The organism is Nocardia sp. 852002-51101_SCH5132738, from assembly GCF_001665695.1.
In the GTDB taxonomy this organism is placed as follows: domain Bacteria; phylum Actinomycetota; class Actinomycetes; order Mycobacteriales; family Mycobacteriaceae; genus Nocardia; species Nocardia nova.
Map to the genome: position 1 here is coordinate 36012 of NZ_LZML01000105.1, position 21618 is coordinate 57629.

Sequence of the window (21618 nt, forward strand, 5' to 3'; positions counted from 1 at the left end):
TCCCGCCGACGCGTCGGGACTACTTCTGTTCGTAGGTGCCGACGAGCGTCGCACGCGCGATGGCGTGGGAGAACAGATTGAAACCCAGATAGGCCGGGGTCGCGTCCGCGCCGACGCCCAGCGATTCGACGTCCACGGCGTGCACCACGATGAAGTAGCGGTGGTAGCCGTGTCCGGGCGGCGGACCGGCGCCGACGAATCCGGCGAAGCCGCCGTCGTTGCGCAACTGGATCGCCCCGCTCGGCAGGGCGCCGCCTTCGCTGCCCTCTCCGGCGCTGCCCGCACCCGATTCCAGCGAGGTCACCGACGCCGGGATGTCGGCGACGGCCCAGTGCCAGAAGCCGGAGCCGGTCGGTGCGTCCGGGTCGTACATGGTGACCGCGAAACTCTTGGTCTCGGCCGGGAATCCGCTCCACGACAACTGCGGCGAGATATCTCTGCCGCCCGCCCCGAACACCCCGCTGACCTGTTCGTTACCCAGCGGCTGTCCGTCGGTGACATCGGTGGAGGTGAGGGTGAACTCGGGCAGCTGCGGCAACGCCGCATAGGGATTGTAGGAATAGTCGGGCACGAGGACCGTCCTTTCTGCTAGTCGAGCGGATCGTCAGCTGTGCAACAGGAAATGCTCCATGACGCGAGCGCCGAATTCCAGCGCCGAGACCGGCACCCGTTCGTCCACGCCGTGGAACAGCGCGGAGAAATCCAGCTCCGGCGGCAATTGCAGCGGCGCGAAGCCGAAACACCGAATTCCCAAGCGCGCGAACGCTTTCGCGTCCGTGCCGCCGGACAGCATGTAGGGCACGGTGCGGCCGTTCGGGTCGTGGGCCAAGATCGCGTCGTTCATGGCGTCGACCAGATGCCCGTCGAACGTTGTCTCGTAGGAGTCGAGTCTGGTGATCCACTCGCGCTCCACGTCCGGGCCGATCAGCTCGTCGACCTCCCGTTCGAAGGCCGCCTGCCGGCCCGGCACCACCCGGCAGTCCACCGTCGCCTCGGCGGTCTGCGGAATCACATTCGCCTTGTACCCGGCGCGCAGCATGGTCGGGTTGGCGGTATCGCGCAAGGTCGCGCCGATGATGCGCGAGATGGTGCCCAGTTTCGCGAGCTGACCCTCGATATCCGGGCTGTCCGGATCGAAGTCGATGCCGGTCTCCTCGCTGACCGCGGCCAGGAATTCGGCCACCGAATCCGACAGCACCAGCGGGAACGTGTGCTTACCCAGCCGCGCCACCGCCTCGGCCAGAATCGTGACCGCGTTGTCGTCGTGCAGGAACGAGCCGTGGCCCGCGCGGGCCTTGGCGCGCAATCGCATCCAGCCCAGGCCCTTTTCGGCGGTCTCCACCAGATACAGTCGCCGCTCGGTGCCGTCACGGCGCGGCACGGTCAGCGAGAAGCCGCCGACCTCGCCGACCGCCTCGGTGACCCCTTCGAACAGATCCGGCCGGTTGTCGGCCAGCCACTGCGAACCCCACTTGCCGCCGTTCTCCTCGTCGGCGAGGAACGCGAACACCAGATCGCGCGGCGGCACCGTGCCCTCGATCTTGAACTGGCGGGCCACCGCCAGCATCATGCCGACCATATCCTTCATGTCGATCGCGCCGCGGCCCCACACGTAGCCGTCGCGGATCGCGCCCGAGAACGGATGCACACTCCAGTCCGCGGCCTCGGCCGGCACCACGTCCAGATGGCCGTGGACCATCAGCGCGCCACGACCGGGATCGGCTCCGGGCAAGCGCGCGAACACATTTCCGCGTCCGGGGGCTCCCGACTCCACGTATTCGGTGGTGTAACCGGCCTGCTGCAACTGGTCGGCCACCCACTGCGCACATTCGCGTTCACCCTTGGTGGTTTCCAGCACCCCGGTATTGGAGGTGTCGAAGCGAATCAGCGTGCTGACCAATTCGACCACTTCGGCTTCCGCCCGGGAGCGGGACTCGCGCTGTACACCTGTCACGCCCCTTTCCTACCACGCGTCGCGCCGGGGCGAATGACGCCCGACCCGGCCGGGCCCGTGGAACCCCGCATCGACGTGCGTCTCGGCACGCTCACATCGCAGCGGGCTCCCCGCGCCTGCTCGGGCAATGTCGACCGCGTTGTGATCTCGCTGATCGAATTGTCCGGCCGGGGCGTCGCCGGAGATCGGCGGCGTGCCCCGACGGTGCCGTCGGCTCGGCGAGATTCTTCGCATATCGGGCGCGCGGATTCCGGTAGTGACACTTATCATTCCGGCATGCGCCGTCGTAGGTGGCTTCGGGCCGCGGTGTGCTCGATCGTGTTGATCGCCTGTGGCTGCGTCGGCGCAGTGGAACGCGACGCCTTCGAGCAGCGGATCCGCGCTCGCGGGGGTGGCCTGGTGGACGGCCTGCCGGCCGCGGCATTCGAGGCGGTGCGAAACCGGCTGGGCACCGGCGACATTCAGGCCGGCGTCGTGATGTTCGTCGCTCCCGAGTCGACGCAGTTCCGCCTGGTCCTGGCCGATCAGCCCGAGCAGGTGACCCGATTTCTTGCCGACCACGACGATCTGAGCACCCGTGAACCGGTCGTCCACCTGCGCGTCCGAAGTCCGCAGCGCCCACGCGAACTCGACGACTACTCCTATCGCCTCGGCGCCGTGAGCGCACCGCGGCCGGTGCGCGTCTCGGCCTTCGACGACCTGGACGGCGAATGCTTCTCCCTCGGCGACGTACCCGGCCTCACCCGGCTCGAGTCGATCGTCGAGACCGCCCGCGCCCGCAGTGGCCTCGCCGACGGTGTCGTTCCCGTGATCGTCGTGAGCCGATTCGGGCGCGACATCCGTATCGTTGCCGACGTGACCTCCGCGCGGTCGGACATGATCGCCGAATTCGATTCCGCCGGTTCGTTTCTCCGTATCCGGCAGGTGTGAACAGTGGCCGGACCGATCGTTTCCGCACTCGGCGCCGCCGTCAGCGCCGGGAGTCTCGTCAGCTTCGTCCTGCCACTGGCGATCTGGCCCGGGGAGGCCCGGCTCACGGCGCCGCTGTTCTGCCGGTCTCCCTACCTGGATCCGATGGTGGTGTCGGACACCGTCCAGGATTCCGAGGGCACGTCGGTGAACTACACGCTCTACTGCGTGAGCGAGCGCGGCGCTCTGACCGACGAAGGTTTCGCGCTGCCGTTCCTCACGCTGTTCGCGGCGCATATCGTCCTGGTCACCGTCGTCGTCCTGGTGGCGGTGCTGTGGACGCCCAACTCATCGGCGGACACTCCGGCGGCGACCGGCGCCGTGGAGCTGTGACGCCCCAGCGGCGCGGTCCACGCCGATGCGCTAACCCGTCGTAACGGCGGCGCCGGCCGGTTCGGGCAGCTGTCCGATCGGTGTCCCCGTCGCGTTCTCCCGCCAGCCCGGCGGGCCGAAGACATAGCCCAGTCGCCCCCGCCAGGTTCGGGCGTGGCGCACGTCGCGCAGAAGCGCCGCGAATTCGTGGTAGTTGACCTTCAGCGGATTCCCGGTACCGATGTCGTGGGTGAGCCCGTAGCGGATGGGTTCGGATTCGGCGGCGAAACTGCCGAACATGCGATCCCACACGATGAACACACCGCCGTAGTTGGTATCGAGGTAGGGCTGGTTGGAACCGTGGTGCACGCGGTGATGGGCCGGGGTGTTGAAGACGAATTCGACCGGCCGCCACAGGGTTCGGACGCGCTGGGTGTGGATCGGGAATTGATAGAGCAGCCCGAGGGTGTTGAGCAGGAAGATCATCCACGCGGGGAAGCCCAGCAGTGCGGCCGGCACCCATGCCAGGCTGCGCGTCATCGAGGCGATCGGGTTCAGCCAGGGCAACCGGATCGCGGTCGTGAGATTGAAGTGGGTGCTGGAGTGGTGCACCGAATGAGCCGTCCACAGCAACCGGATTCGATGATCGGCCCGATGCGCCCAGTAGTAGCAGAAATCGGTGACCACCAGTCCCAGCAGCCACACCCACCAGTCGCGCGGTGACAGGTGCAGGGGTGTCCACGAGGCCGCCAGCACGATGGTGGAGAACGGCAGCACGTATTGCAGCAGCGGCTTGGTGAGCTGGCCGATCGCATAGGTGGCCCAGTTGGTGGCCGCCTCGCGTCCGTATCGCCCGCTGGGTGCGCGGTCGGGATCGCGGCGCGCGTCCCACCACTCCACGGCCATCATGGCGATGAAGGCGGGCACCGCGTACAGCGCCAGGTCCGCATTGTTCATCCGAACTCCTGTCCGATCCGTGATCCGGCCGCACGCTGGAACCGAGGTGTCGTCGCGCGCGGCGTGCCACAGCGACGGTAATGCCGCCGACCAGCCGGAACATCGGGCCCGAGAGGGATTGCCGATCCCCCGGCCGAGGGACTCGCCGTCACGGTCCGCGCCGGTATCGTCGCGGTGTGTTGTGGGAGCGAGCGGTGTCGCCGAGCCCGTGGGCGCTGCTGCGGCGCACTCCACGGCGGCCGGGGGCAGAGAGCGCGGCGGAGCCGCCGGGCGGTGAACTGCATGCGGTTCGCCGGTCGCTGACCAGGCAGTCGGTGGCGGTCGCGGTGGTGGCGGCTGTGGTGGACGCGGTCGTCTTCACGCTCTCCGGCATCTTCGCCGTAGCGCCCGGCCCGGCCGCCGCGGTCCTGGTGGCCATCGTGGCGGCCGATCTGGCCTTCGCGGCGCCACCGGCGACGGCTGCGGTCGTCGCGGTCGTCCAGGTCGGGATCCGGCTGGCGGTCACCGTGTTGTTGCATCGGCACGGGCTGCCCGTCCGGGTGGCCGACGTCGGCTTCCTCGTGGCCGGCTATCGGGCGGGTGCCTGGTTGTCGGGCCGGGCCTCACTGGTCACGGTGCCCGTCCTGGTGCTGGGGGCGTGCGGTGCGCCGCTGATCGCCGGCGGGGCGCCTGCGGCGGACTGGCGGCTGCTGCTCACATCATCGATCTCCGGTGGCGTCGTGCCGTGGCTGGTCGGCCGCTACACCGCAGGTCGCGGCGCCTACATCGCGGAACTGGAGCAGCGCGAACGGCTCGCCCGCCAGCAGCAGCGGACCGCGCTGGAACGGGCGCTGACCGACGAACGCGAAGCGATCGCCCGCGACCTGCACGACGTCATCTCCCATCACGTGAGCGCGATCGGCATCCATGCGGGCGCGGCGCGTCTGGCGCTGCACGGAAGCGGCGCCGCCGCCGCGGCGACGCGCTCGCTGTCGGCGGTGGAATCGGAGAGCCGCGCCGCGATGGTGGATCTGCGCCGTCAGCTGGATCTGCTGCACGGCCGCGAGGACGCCGCCCGCCAGCCCGGTATGGCCGATATCGACGATCTGGCCGACCGCGTGCGCGGCGCCGGGCTGGACCTGACCGTCACCACCACCGGCGCCGAACTACCCCGTTCGCTCGACATCACCGTCTACCGGATCGTCCAGGAACTGCTCACCAACGCCCTGCGCCACGGCGCCGGCAGCGCGCGGCTGACGGTCCGCAACGACGGTACCGGGGTCGAGATCGAGCAGTCCAATCCGCTTGCCGGCGAAGAGGATTCGAACGTGTCCGCACCTTGCGCACCGGCGCGACCGCTCGGTTCGGCAGCGACTCCGCACGGGCCCGATGCGGTCCGCTTCCCGGCCGCTGAGCGTGCGACCGTCCGCGCCACCGCACCGGCCGGGGCCAGGTTCCGTTCCGGCCGGCGAACGCCGGCGCGAGAACGCGCGACCGTCGCCCGGCCGGGTGGTGCCGCGCCGGACGCGACCACGGGCGTGCACCGGGGACTCGACGGCATCCGCCGGCGCGCGGAGTTGTTCGGCGGCAGCGTGGACCACGACGTCGCCGACGGTCACTGGCGGGTTCTCGTCCGGCTCCCGGGCGGGCGGTCGTGACGGGCACGGTCCGGGTCCTCATCGCCGACGACCACGCGATGTTCCGATCCGGACTGCGGGCCGTCCTCGATGCGGCCCCGGACCTCGAATGCGTCGGCGAGGCGGGCGACGGTCGCACCGCCGTCGCCGACACCGCACGGCTGCGGCCCGATGTGGCGATCCTCGACATCCGGATGCCGAAACTCGACGGTCTGGCAGCCACGGAGGCCATCGTGGCCGCCGGCGGTACCCGGGTGCTGGTCCTGACCACCTACGACAGCGAGGCGAGCCTCGCGCGCGCCCTGCAGGCCGGTGCCAGCGGCTTCCTGCTCAAGACGCTGCCACCGGAGGAGCTGATCGCGGCGATCCGCGTGGCGGTGCGCGGTGACGCGATCATCGACCCGTCGATGACCCGCCGGCTGGCCACTCGGCTGGCCGACACGCTGGCCCCGGCGCCACCGCCGGATCACGCCCTGACCGCCCGGGAACAGCAGGTTCTCCTCCTGCTCGCCGACGCCCGCAGCAACAGCGAAATCGCCGCCGCCCTGGGGGTCGGCGAGGAGACCGTGAAGACCCACGTCTCCCGGATTCTGGCGAAACTGCAAGTGCGCGACCGCATTCAGGCCGTCGTGTACGCCTACCGGCACGGCCTGGTGCGATCGCCCGGCCGCTAGCCGTCCGCCGGGCACCCCGACGACGTGGGCGAATCGTGGCAAATTTCCCGCATCTCGGGTATCCGAACCCCCGCCACCACCGCCGAACCGGGATTATCCTCGCGGTGTGTCGACCCATCACCGGGCTGCCGGTGATGTTCAATCGGTGCCGTTGAGGTTCCAGCGAACGAGTGAAAGGTTAGAGACATGGCACTTCCCACCATGACCGCCGAGCAACGCTCCGAAGCGCTGGCCAAGGCGGCCGCGGTCCGTAAGGCGCGGTCGGAACTGATCGAGCAGATTCGCAAGGGCTCGGTCTCGTTGGCCCAGGTGCTCGAGCGTGCCGACAAAGAGGACCTGGTCAAGAAGACGAAGGTCGCCGCGGTCATCAAGGCTCTGCCCGGCATCGGGCCGGTCAAGGCGGCAAAGCTGATGGACGAAGCCGATATTCCGGTCGACCGCCGTATCGGCGGCCTGGGGTCCCGTCAGCGTGCCGCACTGCTCGAGGCGTTGACGAACTAGCCCTCCCGAAGGCGGCGCTCAGCAGTCACCCGCGAGTCCGGGACCTGCACGGACACCCGTGATTTGGACCTCGCGGAGAGATCCGTTAACCTTGCTGAGCACCACCGGTCCGGGTGGCGGAATGGCAGACGCGCTAGCTTGAGGTGCTAGTGCCCTATTAACGGGCGTGGGGGTTCAAGTCCCCCTCCGGACACTGTGTGTAACTCGGAGTTACAGATAACCCCCGGCTTCGGCCGGGGGTTATCTGTTTCCCGAAATTCTATCGCGTCGGCTCCGCGCCGTCGGAGTGTTCGCCCACATGGGCTCCCCCGAATATGGCACGAACCTGCTGTGAGTTCAGTTTCCGCTGGTCGCAGCTGCTGATTTGGGCGGGCTCAGCCGGCTCCCGATGTGGCCCGGTCGTGGTCTCGGAGTAGCCTGCGGTCCCGCGCCTATGCGGGCCGACCATCACGCGCGGCCGGAAAGCGGCGTGACGCCACCGATACAACTGCGCCGAGTGCGCGACGTTCGTCCGCGACTCTCGAGGCTAGCGGTTTGTCACCGGCTAGTGCAGTTCTCCGATGGGGTAATCGGGCACTGTAACCCCCGCGCTGTTGAAACAGAACCAATACCAGTCGCCACCGAGGTGACGGGATGCGCCTGCCGCGGGCCGGTGGCCGGAATGATCGGCAAAGCCACTCCCCATCGAGCAATAGTTCGCCATAGGGCCAGTCCTGAAGTAGATGCCGTCGTCGCGGCGTTCCACACCGCGTATGCGATAAAGGCCGAGGCGGCCACCTTCGAACGTCCGTGGATCGACCCCAGCAGTCACCTGCTGTGCCGCATCGTCGAAGGCGTGCGCCGAGAGGTACCAGCGTGCAGCCATTGGCAGGTGTGCGCTCCATGAAATGGCCGTGAGCGCGATTATCAGTACGGGAGCAGCCAGGGGGCCGAGCTCAGGTACCCGAAGCCGCCGGGATCGGATTGCCAGGATCGGGTAGGTGATGACCACGGTCCACACCACAACCGCCACGAATGCCCCGCCGAGGATCTCCGACGGGGACAACGACATGATCTCGGTGCCGGCCGGCTCGCTCGCCGGGACGAGTATCCCAAGGCAGGCCACGACAGTGCAGACGAGCAGAAGAAGCCTGCGAAGCAGTGACCGGTGTCGTCGGTTCCATGGTGTGCTTTTCTTGGTCGGGGCCGTACTCACGGCAGGAGCCTAGGCTCCTGGCCGCGATCGTGGGTGTCGGTGTGTCGCCGCCGATGAAAGGTTGCCGCTGCGCCGTCACTCCTGTCGAGTTTGTCTGTAATACAACCAAATTCGCCGTGGCCATCGCGCACAGCCTCGCGGGTGATCGGTGACAGGCCGGTTCGGAGGAACAACTGCCCCGCACAGTCGTTGTCGCGCGCGGGGAGATGCTGCAACTGGTTGTTGTCAGCTCCGGATTCGAGTTCGGTCACCGACCGACCACACCGACACCGGCTCTCGCGCCAGCCATTACATCCACGGCGTCCCTGACATCAGCGGTTACGCCACAGAACGTGGAACTGTCCGCGACGGCCTCTATCGCGGCGATTCGGCGCCGTCGGAGTCCGAGTGTTCGCCCACATCGGGCAGATCCGCGACTGCCGCTGTCACGGTCGGGTACAGCCCGACCGGCGTCGAGCCCGCTTCGGCGGTGCCCAACGCGTCACCGAACTGGCCGATCGAGCGGGCGATCCGGAAATCGATGTGGCGCCGGCCCAGATCGTCGCGCAGATCCGCCAGCATCGCCGCGGCGGTGACGTCGATACTCGGCGAGGTCTCGGCATCGAGCACCACCAGCCGGGTGGCGTCGGTGCACAGCTGCTCGATACGACCGCGCACATAGTCGGCGTTGGCGAAGAACAGGCCCGATTCGACGCGCACGACCACCAGGTCCGGCCGCTGGGTCAACTCGGGATGCCGGTCCGCGTCCAGCCACAGCGTGCCCGACCGCACCACCGGCGCCACATGCGGGCGCGACGAGCGGTACACCAGCAGCAGCATGGAGATGCCGATGCCGATCAGCAGGCCGGGCAGCGTATCGAACAGCAGGACGCCGATCATCGCCGCGACGGCGGCGGTGAAGTCGGCACGGGCGGCCTTGCCGTAGATTCCGCCCAGCCGCTGCGTCCACACCCGATACAGCCGCCGCAGCGCCGCGAAGTCGACCAGCTCGATCACCGCCGCGATCACCACACCCGCCAGCGTCGCCTCGGGCAGGTTCTCGAACAGGCCGGTGAGGAACAGCAGGGTCAGCACCGTCAGCGCCGCCACCACCAATCCGCTGCCCTGTGATTTGGCCCCTGCCGAGCCGTTGACGGCGGTTTTGGACAGGCTTCCGTTCACGACCATGCCCGACGCCAGCCCGGCGCCCAGATTCGCCGCTCCCAGGCCGAGCAGTTCGCGGTTGGCGTCGATCTGGTAACCCGCTTCGGCCGCATAGGTTTTCGCCGCACCGAGGCCCTCGGCGAAGCCGATCAGCAGGACGCCGACCGCGGGGCCCAGCAGATCGATGTAGTCGCTGACATCGAGGCCGTCCGGAAGTCCCAGCGCCGGCAGACCGGAATCGATATGGCCGACGATGGCGACTCCGCGCTCGTCCAGATCGAACACCGCGACCCTTCAGGACCGGTTCGGAGATGAACGCCGCGACGAAGCCGAGCCGGATCGCTCCCGCGATCAGGCCCACGATTCCGGTGGCGATGGCCAGCCCCGCCGAAAGCGCGATGTAGCGGCCGCCATCGGCACCCGCCATCGGTGTCACGATCGCCGCCGACAGTGCCGCGGTCGCCGACATGGGTCCCACGACCAGATGGCGGGAACTGCCCGCCAGCGCGTAGAGCACGAGCGACGGTACGGCCGCGTAGAGGCCCACGACCGGCGGCACACCCGCGATCGTGGCGTAGGCCAGTGCCTCGGGCACCAGCACCGCCCACACGGTAAGTCCGGCGACGACATCGGCGCGCAACCACTGCGGGCGATATCCCGCCAAGGACTCGAGTATCACCCAGCGTGCCGCCACCTGTCCTCCACACGTCCGCGGGACCGGTCTTCTCGATCACCGACCGTCGTTGCCGCTCGGCAGCGACGCTAACGGCGGTGGCGGCGGGCGCGCGTCACACGTTGCGGGTGAATTCGTGGTCGGCGCTTACACCTTCTTGCCGACCGCGCCGTAGAGCGAGACCTTCTTGTCGTGGTCGGCGGGATGTTCGATGCCCTCCTGCCGCCACCGGTGAATGACCTCCACACCCGGCTCGACGAGTTCGAGGCCGTCGAAGAAGCGGGCGACCTCGTCACGGCTGCGCGGGCGCACCGGAATGCCCTGATCCGAATACACCTGCAGCAGGCGGCCCATCCCGTCGGGATCGTTGGCACCGTTGTCGAAATCCGTGGTGACATGGCTCATCGCGAGATACGAACCGGGGGCCAGCGCATCCATCAGCGTGTTCACCATGGCGTAGACGTCACCGGGCACGAAGTGGACCACCGCCATCAGCGAAATCGCCACCGGCTGCGACAGATCCAGCGTGTCGCGCAGCTCGCGAGAAGCGAGGATCGCCTCGGGATCCGCGGCGTCGGCCTGCACATAGGTGGTACGGCCTTCGGGGGCGCTCACCAGCAACGCCCGTGCGTGCGCGAGCACGATCGGATCGTTGTCGACGTACACCACCCGCGACTCGCATGCGTGTTCCTGCGCGACCTGGTGCAGATTGGGTTCGGTCGGAATCCCGGTGCCGATGTCGAGGAACTGGCGCACGCCCTGCTCGGCGAGATAGCGCGTCGCGGTGCGCATGAATTCACGGTTGGTGCGCGCGGTCAGGCGGACCGCGGGAAAGTTCGCGAGAGCGGTCTCGGCGGCGCGGCGGTCGGCCTCGTAGTGGTCCTTGCCGCCGAGAAAGTAGTCGTACATGCGGGCTGGGTGTGCCACATCGGTGCGCAGGTCGACCGGATGATCGGACACGGGAAGGCTCCTCGCGGGTCGGGAATGTATCGCCGATATAAAGCGCATACGATCCAATTCGGCAGGGGGACGGCGTAATTCGCGATCAGGCCGGGGCGGAGTTGTCTGGCGGGTGCCGGGGCGACCGGGGATCGGGATCGGCGTCGTGCGCGGGGCCGATACGCGGATCGGCGAAGATCTCGGCCGCATCCGAGACCGCCGCCGCCCGCGTCGCGGCCGCATCGCTCACCCGCAGGGCATACAGGTGTTGGTCCGGGTCCACCGCGACGAGGCCGTAATCGAGGTCGACCTCGGCCTCGGTGAGGTGCAATTCACGCAGCGCCGCCGCCAGGGTGGCGTCGCTGGAGAGCCGGACGGTGAGCAGCGGCATGGTTCCACGCTACGCGCGGATCTCGGTGTTCTTCAGCTCCGCCAGCAGCGCGGCGGCGTTCACCACACCGAATCCGTAGTCGTAGTCGAACCCGCCGGGCTGCGCGGTTGCGGTGCGCCGCAACAGGTCTCGCAGCTGGGCCGGTGCCAGCTTGCTCGCCGGATAGACCGTGCGGATCGCCGCGACCAGTCCGGCGGCGACCGGGCAGGCCGCCGACGTTCCCGTATCGGGCTCTTTCGCGCCGAATACCGTCGACCCGAGGAAGTGGGTGTAGCTGCAGATGTCGGGTTTGCGGTCGGACAACCGGCCCGGCCCCTGCGAGGAGTAGCCGACGCGCTGTCCCTTGCTGTCGACTCCGCCGATGCTCAGCACGCTCGGATGCGAATTGGCGCCGCCGATCGGCCGATCCTGGTACGCGCACCGCGAATCGGGACAGTCGCGACCGCAATTGCCCGCGGCGAACAGGATGTCGGCGCCGGCCGCTTCCAGCGAACCGACGATCACGTTGAACGGATGCGACGGGTTGTCGGAGTAGTTGCCGGGCTGCCCCACCGGGAAGTCCCAGTCCGGTGAGAAGGCGCCCCAGCTGTTGCTGATCACCAGCGTGCGGGTGGCCTCCGGCTGGTCGGTGAGCACGGTGCGCAGATGGGCGTAGGCGGCCAGCGCGTCCGACAGCAGCCCGTCCATCGTGGAGCCGCCGCGAGTCTTGCTCTGCAGCACCGGAATATCGAGCAGCGTGGCGTTCGGCGCACCGATCAGGGTGTCGAACGCGCACATCGATCCGTGGTCGACCGGGAACTGTCCGGCCGTGCCGCTCACCCCCGGCGGATTCCAGCTGCGCGCGGCGTCGACGGTCACCGGGCCGCCGCGGGCCTGCTCGACGCGGGCGGCATTGACGCCGGTGTCGACGATCGCGACCGCGACCGATTTTCCGTCCATCCCACCGGCGGCCAGATCGCCGGTGTGCAACAGGGTTTGCACGTCGTGCCAGGTGCCGACCGCTGGATCGCCGCCGCAGGTGAGGTTCGTCTCGATCCGCGGGTCGGCGAAAACGCCTGCCACGCCGCGGGTTCCGGTCAGTCGCGCCACCGTGGCGTCGAGGTCGTCGTCGGGGATCTGCCCGCGCACCACCACCGAACCCGCGCCCGCTCGGTCGGCGGCGATAGTATCCGGGACGGACAGTGGGGCGAAGTCGTGGTCGAGGTCGAACCCGGGCAAATCGCCGGCGACATCCGCCGGGGCCACCGAGACGGCCGGATCGGCAACTGCGGCAATCAGATCGGCGGAGGGACGGAGTTGGATGAGTGCGCGCATATCTGCCATCCTGCCGCCAATTGCCGCGAATTTCCCCCTATTGCGCGAACGGAGTGCTCACCCGGTCAGCGCGCGGCCGACACCACGTCCACGACGGCTCGGACTGCGCGCCGGCAGTCGTCGCGGCTGTAGCCCAGCAGGCGCACTTCGTCGGGATCCGGTTCGTAGGCCAGGGTGTTGCCGCGGCCCTGGATGATCGAGGCATCCGGCTGCAATCGGTGCGGCTCGTCGCGCTCGGTGATGACCCGCCCGCCGCCCGCGGCGTCGACGAGCATCTGGAAGAACTCCCGATACGACAGGTTCTGGTCGCCGACGAGGTAGGCCGCACCGGGCTCACCCCGCACCAGTGCGCCCCGAATCGCCTGTGCGAGTGAGGCAGCGGACATGTAGTTGGTGCCGCCGGCGGGTGCGAAGTCGGGGATGTCGGGTTCGTTCCCCGCCGCCCAGGAGATCATCCGCCGATAGCGGCGAGCCGACGTTCCCGGCACCGCACCGATGATCGACGGTGGATTGAGGGTGCACGCGGCGAACGAATCGTCGGCGAGCGCGCGGGCGCCCTCGTCGGCGGCTTTGCGCGCCGCGATATACGGGTTGCGCTCAGCGAGGTCGGGGCGTAGCTGGTGGTAGTAGCTGCCGACCTGCACGAAGCGCGGCACGCCGGCCTGCTTGGCCAGGGCCGCGAAACGGGGTACGCCGACGCTCTGGGTGGTCTCCCAGAATCGCCGGGTGTCGTCCTCGGGAGTCATGTGCCGCACGTCCTGCCCTGCGGCGAACACGATGCCGTCGAAGCGTTCCAGTTGTGCCGGGGTGAAGGTGGGCACCGTGTAATCGCCCAGCAGCAGCGGAAAATCGGCAACCGGTGAATCGGCCGATATCGGGCCGCGGCCCGCGACGGTGACCTCGTCACCGTGCTCGCGCAGGTGCAGCGCGGCGTGCACGCCGATCATGCCGGTGCCACCGACGATCAGAATCTTCATCTGCGGACATCTCTCGCTGAGTGGGAACAGGGGCGTGGCCGGTCGGTTCCGGTCGCTCGTCAGCGCGGCCGGGGAACCCGTTTGTCGATGAACAGACCCTCCGCCGACACGCAGAGGGTGCCGTCGGCGCTGTGGATCGCGCCGGCCGAGTTGATCTTGCGGCCGTCCTCGGACACCATCCGGCCGCTGACCGTGAGCGGCTCGAACAAGGTGGTCGGACGGTGATACCGCACATTCAGTTGCGCCGTCGCGCCGCTGCGGCCCGACCAGGCGTTCGCCACCCCGAGCGTGTGGTCGAGCAGCAGCGCGGCCACTCCCCCGTGCACATGTCCCGGCGGTCCCTGATATGGAAGCGTCAGGGTCACGACACCGTCCACCGACCCGTCCGCACGGCCGGTGAGTGCGAGGGGCGCTGCGATCGCGTTCTCCGGACCGGTGACCGGATCGTGCCGGGTCACGCCTTCACCACGCCACATGTCGATCAGCCGTTCCGCGACCACCGGGGCATGCTGCTCGAGGTGGTCGGCGATGTTGTCGAGTTCCTCGGCCACCCGGTCCAGATTCGCGTTGGTCCGGTCGGTGCGCAGCAGGGCGTCGATCACCCGCCGCGCCGCGGCTGTCGCGCGGTCGACCGGGACGTCCTGCAGTTGCGAGGTCAGGACGATATCGGCAGGTGAATTGCTCACTGTGGGAACGCTTTCCGGTTCCGGATCGGCCGACGTCATCGCATCCATCGTGGTTTCTCCTCTGCCGTTCGCGGTTGTCGCGATACGTCAACCGCACGTTAGCGTTGTCGACCGGTCGGATGTCCGGCGAGGTCCCACCCACCGGAAAGCTCTGTTCCGGCGTAGGGCCGAGCGGCGAGGATGGGACCGTGGAACCCGCGGACCGACTTGCCATCACCACACTCGCGGCGAGATATGCGCGCGCCGCCGACCGACGGGACAGTGCGGCGCTCACAGCGCTGTTCACTCCGGATGCGGTCCTCGTATTACCACCCGTGCTGAACGGGACGGAGCAAGCCGTGGAGGTGATGGGAAGGCAGCGCGTGGTTGCCTCGGTGGTGGACGCGGTGTCACGGTTCGTGCTCACCCGCCACGTCGTGGAACAGCACGTGCTCGAGCCGGTTTCACGCGATCGCGTGCACGGTGAGGTCTACTGCACGGCACACCACATCTCGCGGCGCGCGGACGGCTACCGGGACCGGCGGGTCGCCATCCGCTATCAGGACACCTTCGCCCGCATCGGCGAGAGCTGGTTGTTCTCCCGTCGGGAACTGGTGGTCGACTTCATCGAGGACGTCGCGGTTCGCGTTCCGGACGTTTCCAGCGCAGAGAACGCGGGTCCGGCCTAGCCGCGGCCGGCGTTGCGGGCCGAGCCGCGGTGGGCGGGCACGGTGGTGGGGTCTTCCGGCCAGGCGTGTTTGGGATAGCGGCCGCGCAGTTCCGCGCGCACGCGAGGCCAGCCGGTGCGCCAGAACGAGGCGAGATCCGCGGTGACCGCGACCGGGCGCTGAGCGGGTGAGAGCAGATGCAGCACGATCGGGACGCGGCCGTCGGCGAGGCGCGGTGCGTCGGTCCAGCCGAAGATCTCCTGGACCTTGATCGCGAGCACCGGCGGATCGGCGGAATAGTCGATGCGGGCGCGGCTGCCGGAGGGAACCTGCACGCGTTCCGGTGCCAGTTCGTCGATGCGCGCCGCGTCCGGCCAGGGCAGCAAGCGGCGCAGGGCCTGTGCGGTATCGATGCGTTCGAGATCGGCGCGGCGGCGTGCGGCGGCGAGTTCGGGTCCGATCCAGGTGTCGGCGGCGGCGAGCAGCGCTTCGTCGTCGACCGCCGGCCACGGGTCGCCCAGGGTTCGGTGCAGGAAGTCGAGGCGCTGACGCAGGGCGGTCGCCTCGGCGGGCCAGGTCAGCAGGCCGAGCCCCGACGAGGTCAGCCCGCGGCGCACGGCGGCGCCGACCAAATCCGGATCCGGATCGCGAATGGGCTTCTCCGACAAGGTGATCGCACCCAGTCGTTCGACCCGCCGCGCCACCACATCGCCGTCGACCCACTCGACCTCGTCGGTGGTCGTCAGCAGTTCCGAGGCTGCGCGGCGGGCCAGGCGCTCGTCCGCGACCGCGGCCAGCCGGATGTAACCCTCGGAACGCCCGGGGTCGCGGGTGGCGACACCGACCGCCAGCCATTCCGGATCACCGGTTCCCGAGCCGGGCGCAAGCGTGACCGCGGTTCCGCCGGCCATGAGATAGCTCGCCGAGCCGGGGGCGCGTCGGCGCGCCAACCGTTCCGGATATGCCAGCGCCACAATATAAGCGGGATCGTCGGCCCCCTCCGGCCCGTCGACCGTTCGGGCCAGCCGCTCGGCCTCGCGTCGCCAGCGCACCGGCTGCTCCCGCCGGAGCCGGTGCAGGCCGGCGGTGAGATCGGCACCCGAGATGAGGGTGTCGTCGTCGAGGACGGCGACGACTTCCGCGGCCGGTCGCGGCCCCACCTCGGCCGCTCCGTCGAGTAACGCGCGGGCCAGCCGCGGATGCAGCCCGATGCGGGCCATGCGCCGCCCGCGGTCGGTCACCGCACCGCCGGAGTCCACGGCTCCCAAGGCGTGCAGCACATTCCGGCCGGCGGTCAGCCCACCGGCGGGCGGCGGATCCCACCAGCTGAGACCGTGACCGTCCGCCGTGCCCCAGCAGGCCAGTTCCAGTGCGAGCCGGGTCAGGTCGGCGGTGCGGATCTCCGGCTCGGGATAGGCGGGCAGGGTGGCGTGCTCGTGCTCCGGCCAGCATCGCCACACCCGGCCCGGCGCCTCGCGCCCGGCCCGCCCGGCACGCTGGTCGGCGACGGCCGCCGAGACGCGAACCGTGGCGAGTCCGGACAGCCCCCGCGCCCGATCGATGCGTGGCACGCGCGCAAGGCCCGAATCCACCACGGCACGCACGCCCGGCACCGTCAGGCTCGACTCCGCCACCGCCGTGGCGAGCACCACGCGCCGCCGAGGTCCGGGACGCAAGGCCGTGTCCTGGCTCGCCGCGGATAATCTGCCGTGCAGCGGAACGATATCCACGCCGTCGTGGCCGTCCAGAAGTGCGGCGACTCTTCGGATTTCGGCCGCACCGGGAAGGAAGACCAGCACGTCGCCGTCGATTTCGGCCAGTGCGGTGCGGGTGGCGCGTGCGACCTGTGCGTCGATTCGCTCCCGGGGCAAGGGCGGGACGTAGGTTGTGGCCACGGGAAAGGTCTGCGCCTCGACCCGCACCACCGGCGCCGCGTCGTCCTCGCCCAGCAGCGTCGAAAGGCGTTCGGCGGCAACGGTGGCCGAGGTGGCGAGGACCCGCAGGTCCGGCCGCAATCCGGCCCGGGCGTCCAGCAGCAGCGCCAGCAGCAGATCCGCGTCCAGATGGCGCTCGTGACATTCATCGAGGACGATCACGTCGACCCCCGCCAGCTCCGGATCGTCCTGCAGGCGGCGCACCAGCAAGCCGGAGGTCACGACCTCGATGCGGGTACGCCGCCCGACCCGTCGATCCCCGCGGACCGAGTAGCCGACGGTTTCGCCCACCTGCTCGCCGAGCAGCGTAGCCATCCGCGCGGCCGCGGCCCGTGCCGCCAGCCGCCGCGGCTCGGCTACGAGCACCCGGCCGGAGTTGTTCGCCGCCAGCGCCAACGGCACCAACGTGGTCTTTCCGGTGCCCGGCGGCGCGACCAGTACGGCGGTCTCGCGGTCGGCCAACGTCGCGACGAGATGATCGAGAACTGCCCGGACGGGCAGATCGGGAAGTTCGAGTGCGATCACCGCAGCCCCAGCATGCGCATCGCGGTGTCGCGTGCGGCCGCGCGGTCGGTCTTGCCGCCCGGGCCGAGGTCGAGCCGGTCCACCACAACGACATATTCGGGCGTGTATTCCCTGGTCACCCCGCGCGATGCGAGCCGGTTCGACAGCCCGGGCGCGTCCAGGGTCGCGCCGTCGGCGAGCACGACCACGGCGCAGACGCGTTCGCCGTAGACGTCGTCGGGAACACCGACGACAGCGACATCGGTGACCGACTCGTGCTCGCGCACCAGCTCCTCGATTTCGGTGATCGAGACGTTCTTTCCGCCCCGGATGACGAAATCCGATGTCCGCCCGACCACCCGCACCCGGCCGGTCTCGTCGATCTCGACGATATCGCCGAGCAATGTCCACCCGTCGGATGTGTAGAGCTCGGCGTCGGCGGCCGGGTCGTCCCAGTACCCGGCCGACACCAGTGGCCCGCGCACCGCCGGCCGGCCGCGGCGGACCGCACCGACCACGTCGGCGCCGGCATCGTCGAGCACGCGCACGTTCATCGCGGCGAGAGTCCGGCCGCAGGTGCGCAGTCTGGTGTCGATGTCGTCGTCGAGGGTGGTCCGGCTCACCGCGCCGCTCTCGTTGGAGCCGTAGAACTGCAGGACCTTCGCGCCGGTCCGTTCCTCGAACGCGCGGGCATCGCGATAGGGAACGGGCTCACCGCCGGTGTACAGCACCCGCAGGCTGGACAGGTCATGGCGTTCCAGCGCCCCGGAACGCAACAGCATCTTGAATTGCGTACTGACGCAGCATAATACGGTGACCCGCTCGCGCTCGATGAGCATCGCGGTCTCCTCGGCGTCGAAGCGCGCGCCGACGACGACCGGTATGCCCAGCAGGGCGGGCAGGAAATGCGCCGACCACAGGCCGAATCCGTACGGCGCCGGGACCACCGAGCAGACGATGTCCCGCGATCCGATCCGAGCGCCCAGCATCGCCTCGCGCGCGAACGCCGTCCATCGTCGCTCGGTGTGCGCGACGATCTTCGGTGTCCCGGTCGTCCCCGACGTCGAGTTGAGGATGGTCACCTGCGATGGTGTGAAAGGCACTGTGGCGGAATATGTTTCGGTCGTCGGCGTCGTGCCGGAACGGTGGCGCGCGACGGCTCCGGACTGCTCGTCGACGACGAGAACGTCGCCGGGCATCACACCCTCGGCCTCGAGTTCGCGGACCAGCGCCTGCCAGGATCTGCCCCGGATTTCGGGCACGGTGACCAGCGTCGACGCCTCGGTCCGGCGCATCACGTGCGCGATCTCGCGCACGCCGGATCGCATCCCGACGGCCGCGGCGATGCGTCCCGCGCGGTAGCACCCGCACAGCGCCGCGTGAACGGCCGCGGTATCCGGGAGCAGCAGCGCGACCCGCGAACGGGGACCGCCGGAAGTAGAACGCAACGCCGCACAGATCGCGTCCGCCGACCGGTCGTATTCGCTCCAACCGGTCGGCCCACCGGTAGTGACGAATGCGGCCCGGTGCGGAATCCGCTGCGCCCAGATGCGAACGATGTCGCTGATCGCGTGGTCCGTATACGACTCCGGCGTGGTCGCGAAACTGCCCGGAACGATCGACTCCGCAGCGCGGTTCGTCATGATCACCTCACTCACCTACCGCCACCGATGTCGCATCCTCAACCGTAGCCACCGCGCCCCGGTGCGCTGCGCAGCGGTCAGAAGATCGCGACCGGGGCGACCGGACTGCCGGTGGCACCGACGAACGGTTCCGGCATCGCCGACAGCAGGAAGTCGTAGCGGCCGTCCTCGGCACACACCCGGGAGAGGTCCTCGAGATTCCAGTTCTGGCCCTGCAGCATGCCCATCTCGACCAGGTGCAGGGCATGCACCGCCAGCCAAGGGCCGTCGGCTTCGGGCGGGCAGATCTCGAAGGTGAGGGTGTCGGTGGCGACGGCGGCGACGTCGCGGGCATGGAACCATTCCGGGCAGCGCACCGACAACCCCGGTGACGGCGTCCCGTAGCCCTCGCGGTCGCCCGCCAGATAGAGCCGCATCTGCCCGGTGCGCACCAGCACCACATCCCCGGCCCGCACCCGCACCTGCGCCATCGCCGCGGCGGCGTCGAGATCCTCCGGTGAAACGGCGTGATCGCCGGCCAGCCGGTCGACCCCGCGGGCGCGGGCGACGTCGAGCAGCACCCCGCGCGACACCAGATGCGGCACCTTCTCGATACCGCTGAATCGGGCACCGCGGTGAGCGGTGATCGAGTCGGCGGGACGGCCGTTGTAGAGACGCCCGGCATAGGAGACATGTCCGAGGCCGTCCCAGTGCGTGCCCGCCTGCAACCCCATGGTGATCGAATCGTCGCTGGTCGCAATCGTGCTGGGCCCGAACATCTCCCAGTTCAGGGCCACCATGGTGTGCAGCGGATTCACTCGTCCCGGCACGAGTCCGGTCTGCACGCCACGCTGATGCAGCGGCAGTGCCAGCCCCACTCGCCGTCCCGTGCGCACGGTCGCCGCGGCGGCCCGGACCACTTCGTCGGTGACGAAGTTCAGGGTGCCGATGTCGTCGTCGGCGCCCCAGCGTCCCCAGTTGTTCACGCGCGCCGCAATCTCACGAAAGACAGACATGTCCGGCATGTGCGCACGGTACCGGCGGTCCCGTAGGTTGCCAATCCTTCACTCCCACTGAGCGAAACGACCGTTCGGGGCGTCCGACGGTCAGCCGACGGGCGGCCGGACGGGGGCGGTGCGCCACGGGCGTGCCTGCTCGAGTTGTGCCGCGACCTGCAGCAGCAGATCTTCGCGGCCGAAGGCGGCGACCAGTTGAATGCCGACCGGCATTCCGGCACTGTCGGTGCCCAGCGGGAGCGAGATCGCCGGCTGCCCGGTCACATTGAACGGGCTCGTCATGCCGCTGAACGACAGCGCGTGCTCCCACAGCGACGCCGGATCCGTGGTGTCGAGCAGGCCGAGCGGCGCGACGACCGTCCCCAGCGTCGGCGTGAGCAGCAGGTCGTGGTCCGCGAAATAGCCGCCCAGCGTGATGGCCGCCGTCTCGAGGTCGCGCAGTGCGCGGACGTAATCGCCCGCGCTGTCCTGATTCGCGGCGTCGTACATCATCCGGGTCATCGGTTCGAGGTCTTCGTCGCGCACGTCGCGGCCGAGCGCTGCCAGCCGCGCCTTCACATCCACCGCGACCGGCACTGCCATCAGATACTGCAACCCGCTCATGATTTCCTCGAAGGGAAAGTCGGGCGCCTCATCCACGACGTCGTGGCCGAGATCGGTGAGGACGCCGGCGATATCTCGCGTCGCCGCAACACAATCGGGATGTATGGCGGCGCCCGAAGGCAGCGTCGTCGCGATCCCGATGCGCAGGTGCCCCGGATCGATGCGCATGGCGTCGACGTAGCGCATCGACGGCGCGGCGATGACGTACGGATCGCCGGGGACGGCGCCGGCGCCGATATCGAGCAACATCGCCGTATCGCGCACACTGCGGGTGACGGCGTGGTTGACGCTCATCGGCGCGGCCAGCAGATTCCGTGCCGGATACGCGGGCACCCGGCCGCGGCTGGGTTTGAGACCCACCAGCCCACACGACGATGCCGGGATACGGATGGAACCGCCGCCGTCACTGGCCTGACCCGCGGGCACGATTCCGGCGGCCACCGCCGCCGCCGAGCCGCCCGAGGAGCCCCCGGCGGAGTGATCGAGGCGGTGCGGATTGCGCGTCGGCCCGAACAGCAGCGGTTCCGTGCTTGCGTTCAGCCCGAATTCCGGTGAATTCGTCTTGCCGATGATCACCATGCCGGCGCGCCGATACCGTTGCACCAGTTCGGAATCCGCGGCGGCGACAGCGTCGGCGAACAGCCGGGAACCGTTGGTCGTGGGCAGCCCCGCGACGTCCATGTGCAGTTCCTTGATCACGAACGGGATCCCGCGCAGTGGACCGTCGGGTAGCCCCGCGGCCACCTCACGACGCGCCTCGTCACCGCGCTCGCTCACCACCGCGTTGATCGCGGGATTGCGCTCCGCGAGCCGGCTCAGGCTGAATTCGAGCACCTCCTCGGCCGACACGTCGCCGGCCTCGATCGCCGCGGCCAGTCCTGTCATGTCGGTGGTGTCGAACAGATCCCGCATCGAAGTCCCTATCAGTCGTGCCGTCCCGAGAATCGCGAGTCTCGTCCTACCAACCGTCGGGTCCTGGACGGACCGGTAT

At 69.2% G+C, this 21618-nt stretch carries 20 protein-coding genes, 1 tRNA gene and 1 pseudogene; 7 read left to right on the forward strand and 15 right to left on the reverse strand.

What is annotated here, in order from left to right; genetic code table 11:
• Positions 1–19: 19 nt before the first annotated feature.
• Together A5789_RS15040 and A5789_RS15045 are read right to left on the reverse strand one after the other, a co-directional pair.
• The gene (locus A5789_RS15040) at positions 20–571 is read right to left on the reverse strand and encodes a YbhB/YbcL family Raf kinase inhibitor-like protein (protein WP_063017762.1); all 552 of its coding nucleotides are present in this window, start codon (positions 569–571) and stop codon (positions 20–22) included.
• A gap of 33 nt (positions 572–604) precedes the next feature.
• Positions 605–1954: a M20/M25/M40 family metallo-hydrolase gene (locus A5789_RS15045; RefSeq protein ID WP_064903553.1), complete on the reverse strand. Its 1350-nt coding sequence runs from the start codon at positions 1952–1954 to the stop codon at positions 605–607.
• 276 nt (positions 1955–2230) lie between these two features.
• On the opposite strand from A5789_RS15045, the gene A5789_RS15050 reads away from it, so the two are divergent.
• Positions 2231–2884, forward strand: a complete 654-nt coding sequence (locus A5789_RS15050) for a hypothetical protein (RefSeq protein WP_155525910.1) — start codon at positions 2231–2233, stop codon at positions 2882–2884.
• A gap of 3 nt (positions 2885–2887) precedes the next feature.
• The gene (locus tag A5789_RS15055; RefSeq protein ID WP_064903549.1) at positions 2888–3256 is read left to right on the forward strand and encodes a hypothetical protein; all 369 of its coding nucleotides are present in this window, start codon (positions 2888–2890) and stop codon (positions 3254–3256) included.
• 30 nt (positions 3257–3286) lie between these two features.
• On the opposite strand, the gene A5789_RS15060 is transcribed toward A5789_RS15055, so the two are convergent.
• Positions 3287–4192 carry a sterol desaturase family protein gene (locus A5789_RS15060; RefSeq protein WP_063017754.1) on the reverse strand — a complete coding sequence of 302 codons (906 nt, stop codon included), beginning with the start codon at positions 4190–4192 and terminating at the stop codon, positions 3287–3289.
• 176 nt (positions 4193–4368) lie between these two features.
• On the opposite strand from A5789_RS15060, the gene A5789_RS15065 reads away from it, so the two are divergent.
• From A5789_RS15065 to A5789_RS15080, 4 genes are all read left to right on the forward strand, one after another.
• On the forward strand, positions 4369–5829 hold the full coding sequence (locus A5789_RS15065; protein WP_227463154.1) for a sensor histidine kinase: 1461 nt from the start codon (positions 4369–4371) through the stop codon (positions 5827–5829).
• On the forward strand, positions 5826–6482 hold the full coding sequence (locus A5789_RS15070; protein ID WP_082857365.1) for a response regulator transcription factor: 657 nt from the start codon (positions 5826–5828) through the stop codon (positions 6480–6482). The genes A5789_RS15065 and A5789_RS15070 overlap by 4 nt, the downstream gene beginning before the upstream one ends.
• A 186-nt stretch (positions 6483–6668) precedes the next feature.
• Positions 6669–6983 carry an integration host factor, actinobacterial type gene (mihF, locus tag A5789_RS15075; RefSeq protein ID WP_030516894.1) on the forward strand — a complete coding sequence of 105 codons (315 nt, stop codon included), beginning with the start codon at positions 6669–6671 and terminating at the stop codon, positions 6981–6983.
• A 107-nt stretch (positions 6984–7090) separates the two neighbouring features.
• Positions 7091–7176, forward strand: a tRNA-Leu gene (locus A5789_RS15080).
• 351 nt (positions 7177–7527) lie between these two features.
• Here A5789_RS15080 and A5789_RS15085 read toward each other — a convergent pair.
• The 8 genes and pseudogenes from A5789_RS15085 to A5789_RS15115 all read right to left on the reverse strand — a co-directional run bounded on the left by A5789_RS15085 (position 7528) and on the right by A5789_RS15115 (position 14340).
• A complete protein-coding gene (locus A5789_RS15085; protein ID WP_146098561.1) occupies positions 7528–8178 on the reverse strand; it encodes a hypothetical protein in 651 nt (216 codons plus the stop codon).
• A complete protein-coding gene (locus tag A5789_RS36595; protein ID WP_146098560.1) occupies positions 8175–8429 on the reverse strand; it encodes a hypothetical protein in 255 nt (84 codons plus the stop codon). The genes A5789_RS15085 and A5789_RS36595 overlap by 4 nt, the downstream gene beginning before the upstream one ends.
• Before the next feature lie 103 nt (positions 8430–8532).
• Positions 8533–10015: pseudogene (locus A5789_RS15090) on the reverse strand (SulP family inorganic anion transporter).
• Positions 10016–10141: 126 nt separating this feature from the next.
• Positions 10142–10954 (reverse strand): SAM-dependent methyltransferase, encoded by an 813-nt coding sequence (locus tag A5789_RS15095; RefSeq protein WP_227463153.1) that lies wholly within the window; start codon positions 10952–10954, stop codon positions 10142–10144.
• Positions 10955–11039: 85 nt separating this feature from the next.
• The gene (locus A5789_RS15100; protein ID WP_063910908.1) at positions 11040–11324 is read right to left on the reverse strand and encodes a hypothetical protein; all 285 of its coding nucleotides are present in this window, start codon (positions 11322–11324) and stop codon (positions 11040–11042) included.
• Between the two features lie 9 nt (positions 11325–11333).
• Positions 11334–12638 (reverse strand): S8 family serine peptidase, encoded by a 1305-nt coding sequence (locus tag A5789_RS15105; protein ID WP_064903544.1) that lies wholly within the window; start codon positions 12636–12638, stop codon positions 11334–11336.
• Between the two features lie 65 nt (positions 12639–12703).
• A complete protein-coding gene (locus A5789_RS15110) occupies positions 12704–13615 on the reverse strand; it encodes an NAD(P)-dependent oxidoreductase (RefSeq protein WP_064903542.1) in 912 nt (303 codons plus the stop codon).
• A gap of 59 nt (positions 13616–13674) precedes the next feature.
• Positions 13675–14340 carry a PaaI family thioesterase gene (locus A5789_RS15115; protein WP_064903592.1) on the reverse strand — a complete coding sequence of 222 codons (666 nt, stop codon included), beginning with the start codon at positions 14338–14340 and terminating at the stop codon, positions 13675–13677.
• Positions 14341–14489: 149 nt separating this feature from the next.
• Between A5789_RS15115 and A5789_RS15120 the strand changes: the two genes are divergently transcribed.
• Positions 14490–14969, forward strand: coding sequence for a nuclear transport factor 2 family protein (locus A5789_RS15120; protein WP_064903540.1), 480 nt, complete (start codon positions 14490–14492; stop codon positions 14967–14969).
• Here A5789_RS15120 and hrpB read toward each other — a convergent pair.
• The 4 genes from hrpB to A5789_RS15140 form a co-directional block, all read right to left on the reverse strand.
• Complete coding sequence (hrpB, locus tag A5789_RS15125; protein ID WP_155525909.1) at positions 14966–17407, reverse strand: ATP-dependent helicase HrpB; 2442 nt, start codon at positions 17405–17407, stop codon at positions 14966–14968. The genes A5789_RS15120 and hrpB overlap by 4 nt on opposite strands.
• Positions 17404–19029: a class I adenylate-forming enzyme family protein gene (locus A5789_RS15130; protein ID WP_064903589.1), complete on the reverse strand. Its 1626-nt coding sequence runs from the start codon at positions 19027–19029 to the stop codon at positions 17404–17406. The genes hrpB and A5789_RS15130 overlap by 4 nt, the downstream gene beginning before the upstream one ends.
• A 77-nt stretch (positions 19030–19106) precedes the next feature.
• Positions 19107–20033 carry a cyclase family protein gene (locus tag A5789_RS15135; RefSeq protein WP_064903539.1) on the reverse strand — a complete coding sequence of 309 codons (927 nt, stop codon included), beginning with the start codon at positions 20031–20033 and terminating at the stop codon, positions 19107–19109.
• Positions 20034–20114: 81 nt separating this feature from the next.
• Positions 20115–21539, reverse strand: coding sequence for an amidase (locus A5789_RS15140; RefSeq protein ID WP_064903537.1), 1425 nt, complete (start codon positions 21537–21539; stop codon positions 20115–20117).
• Positions 21540–21618: the final 79 nt, after the last annotated feature.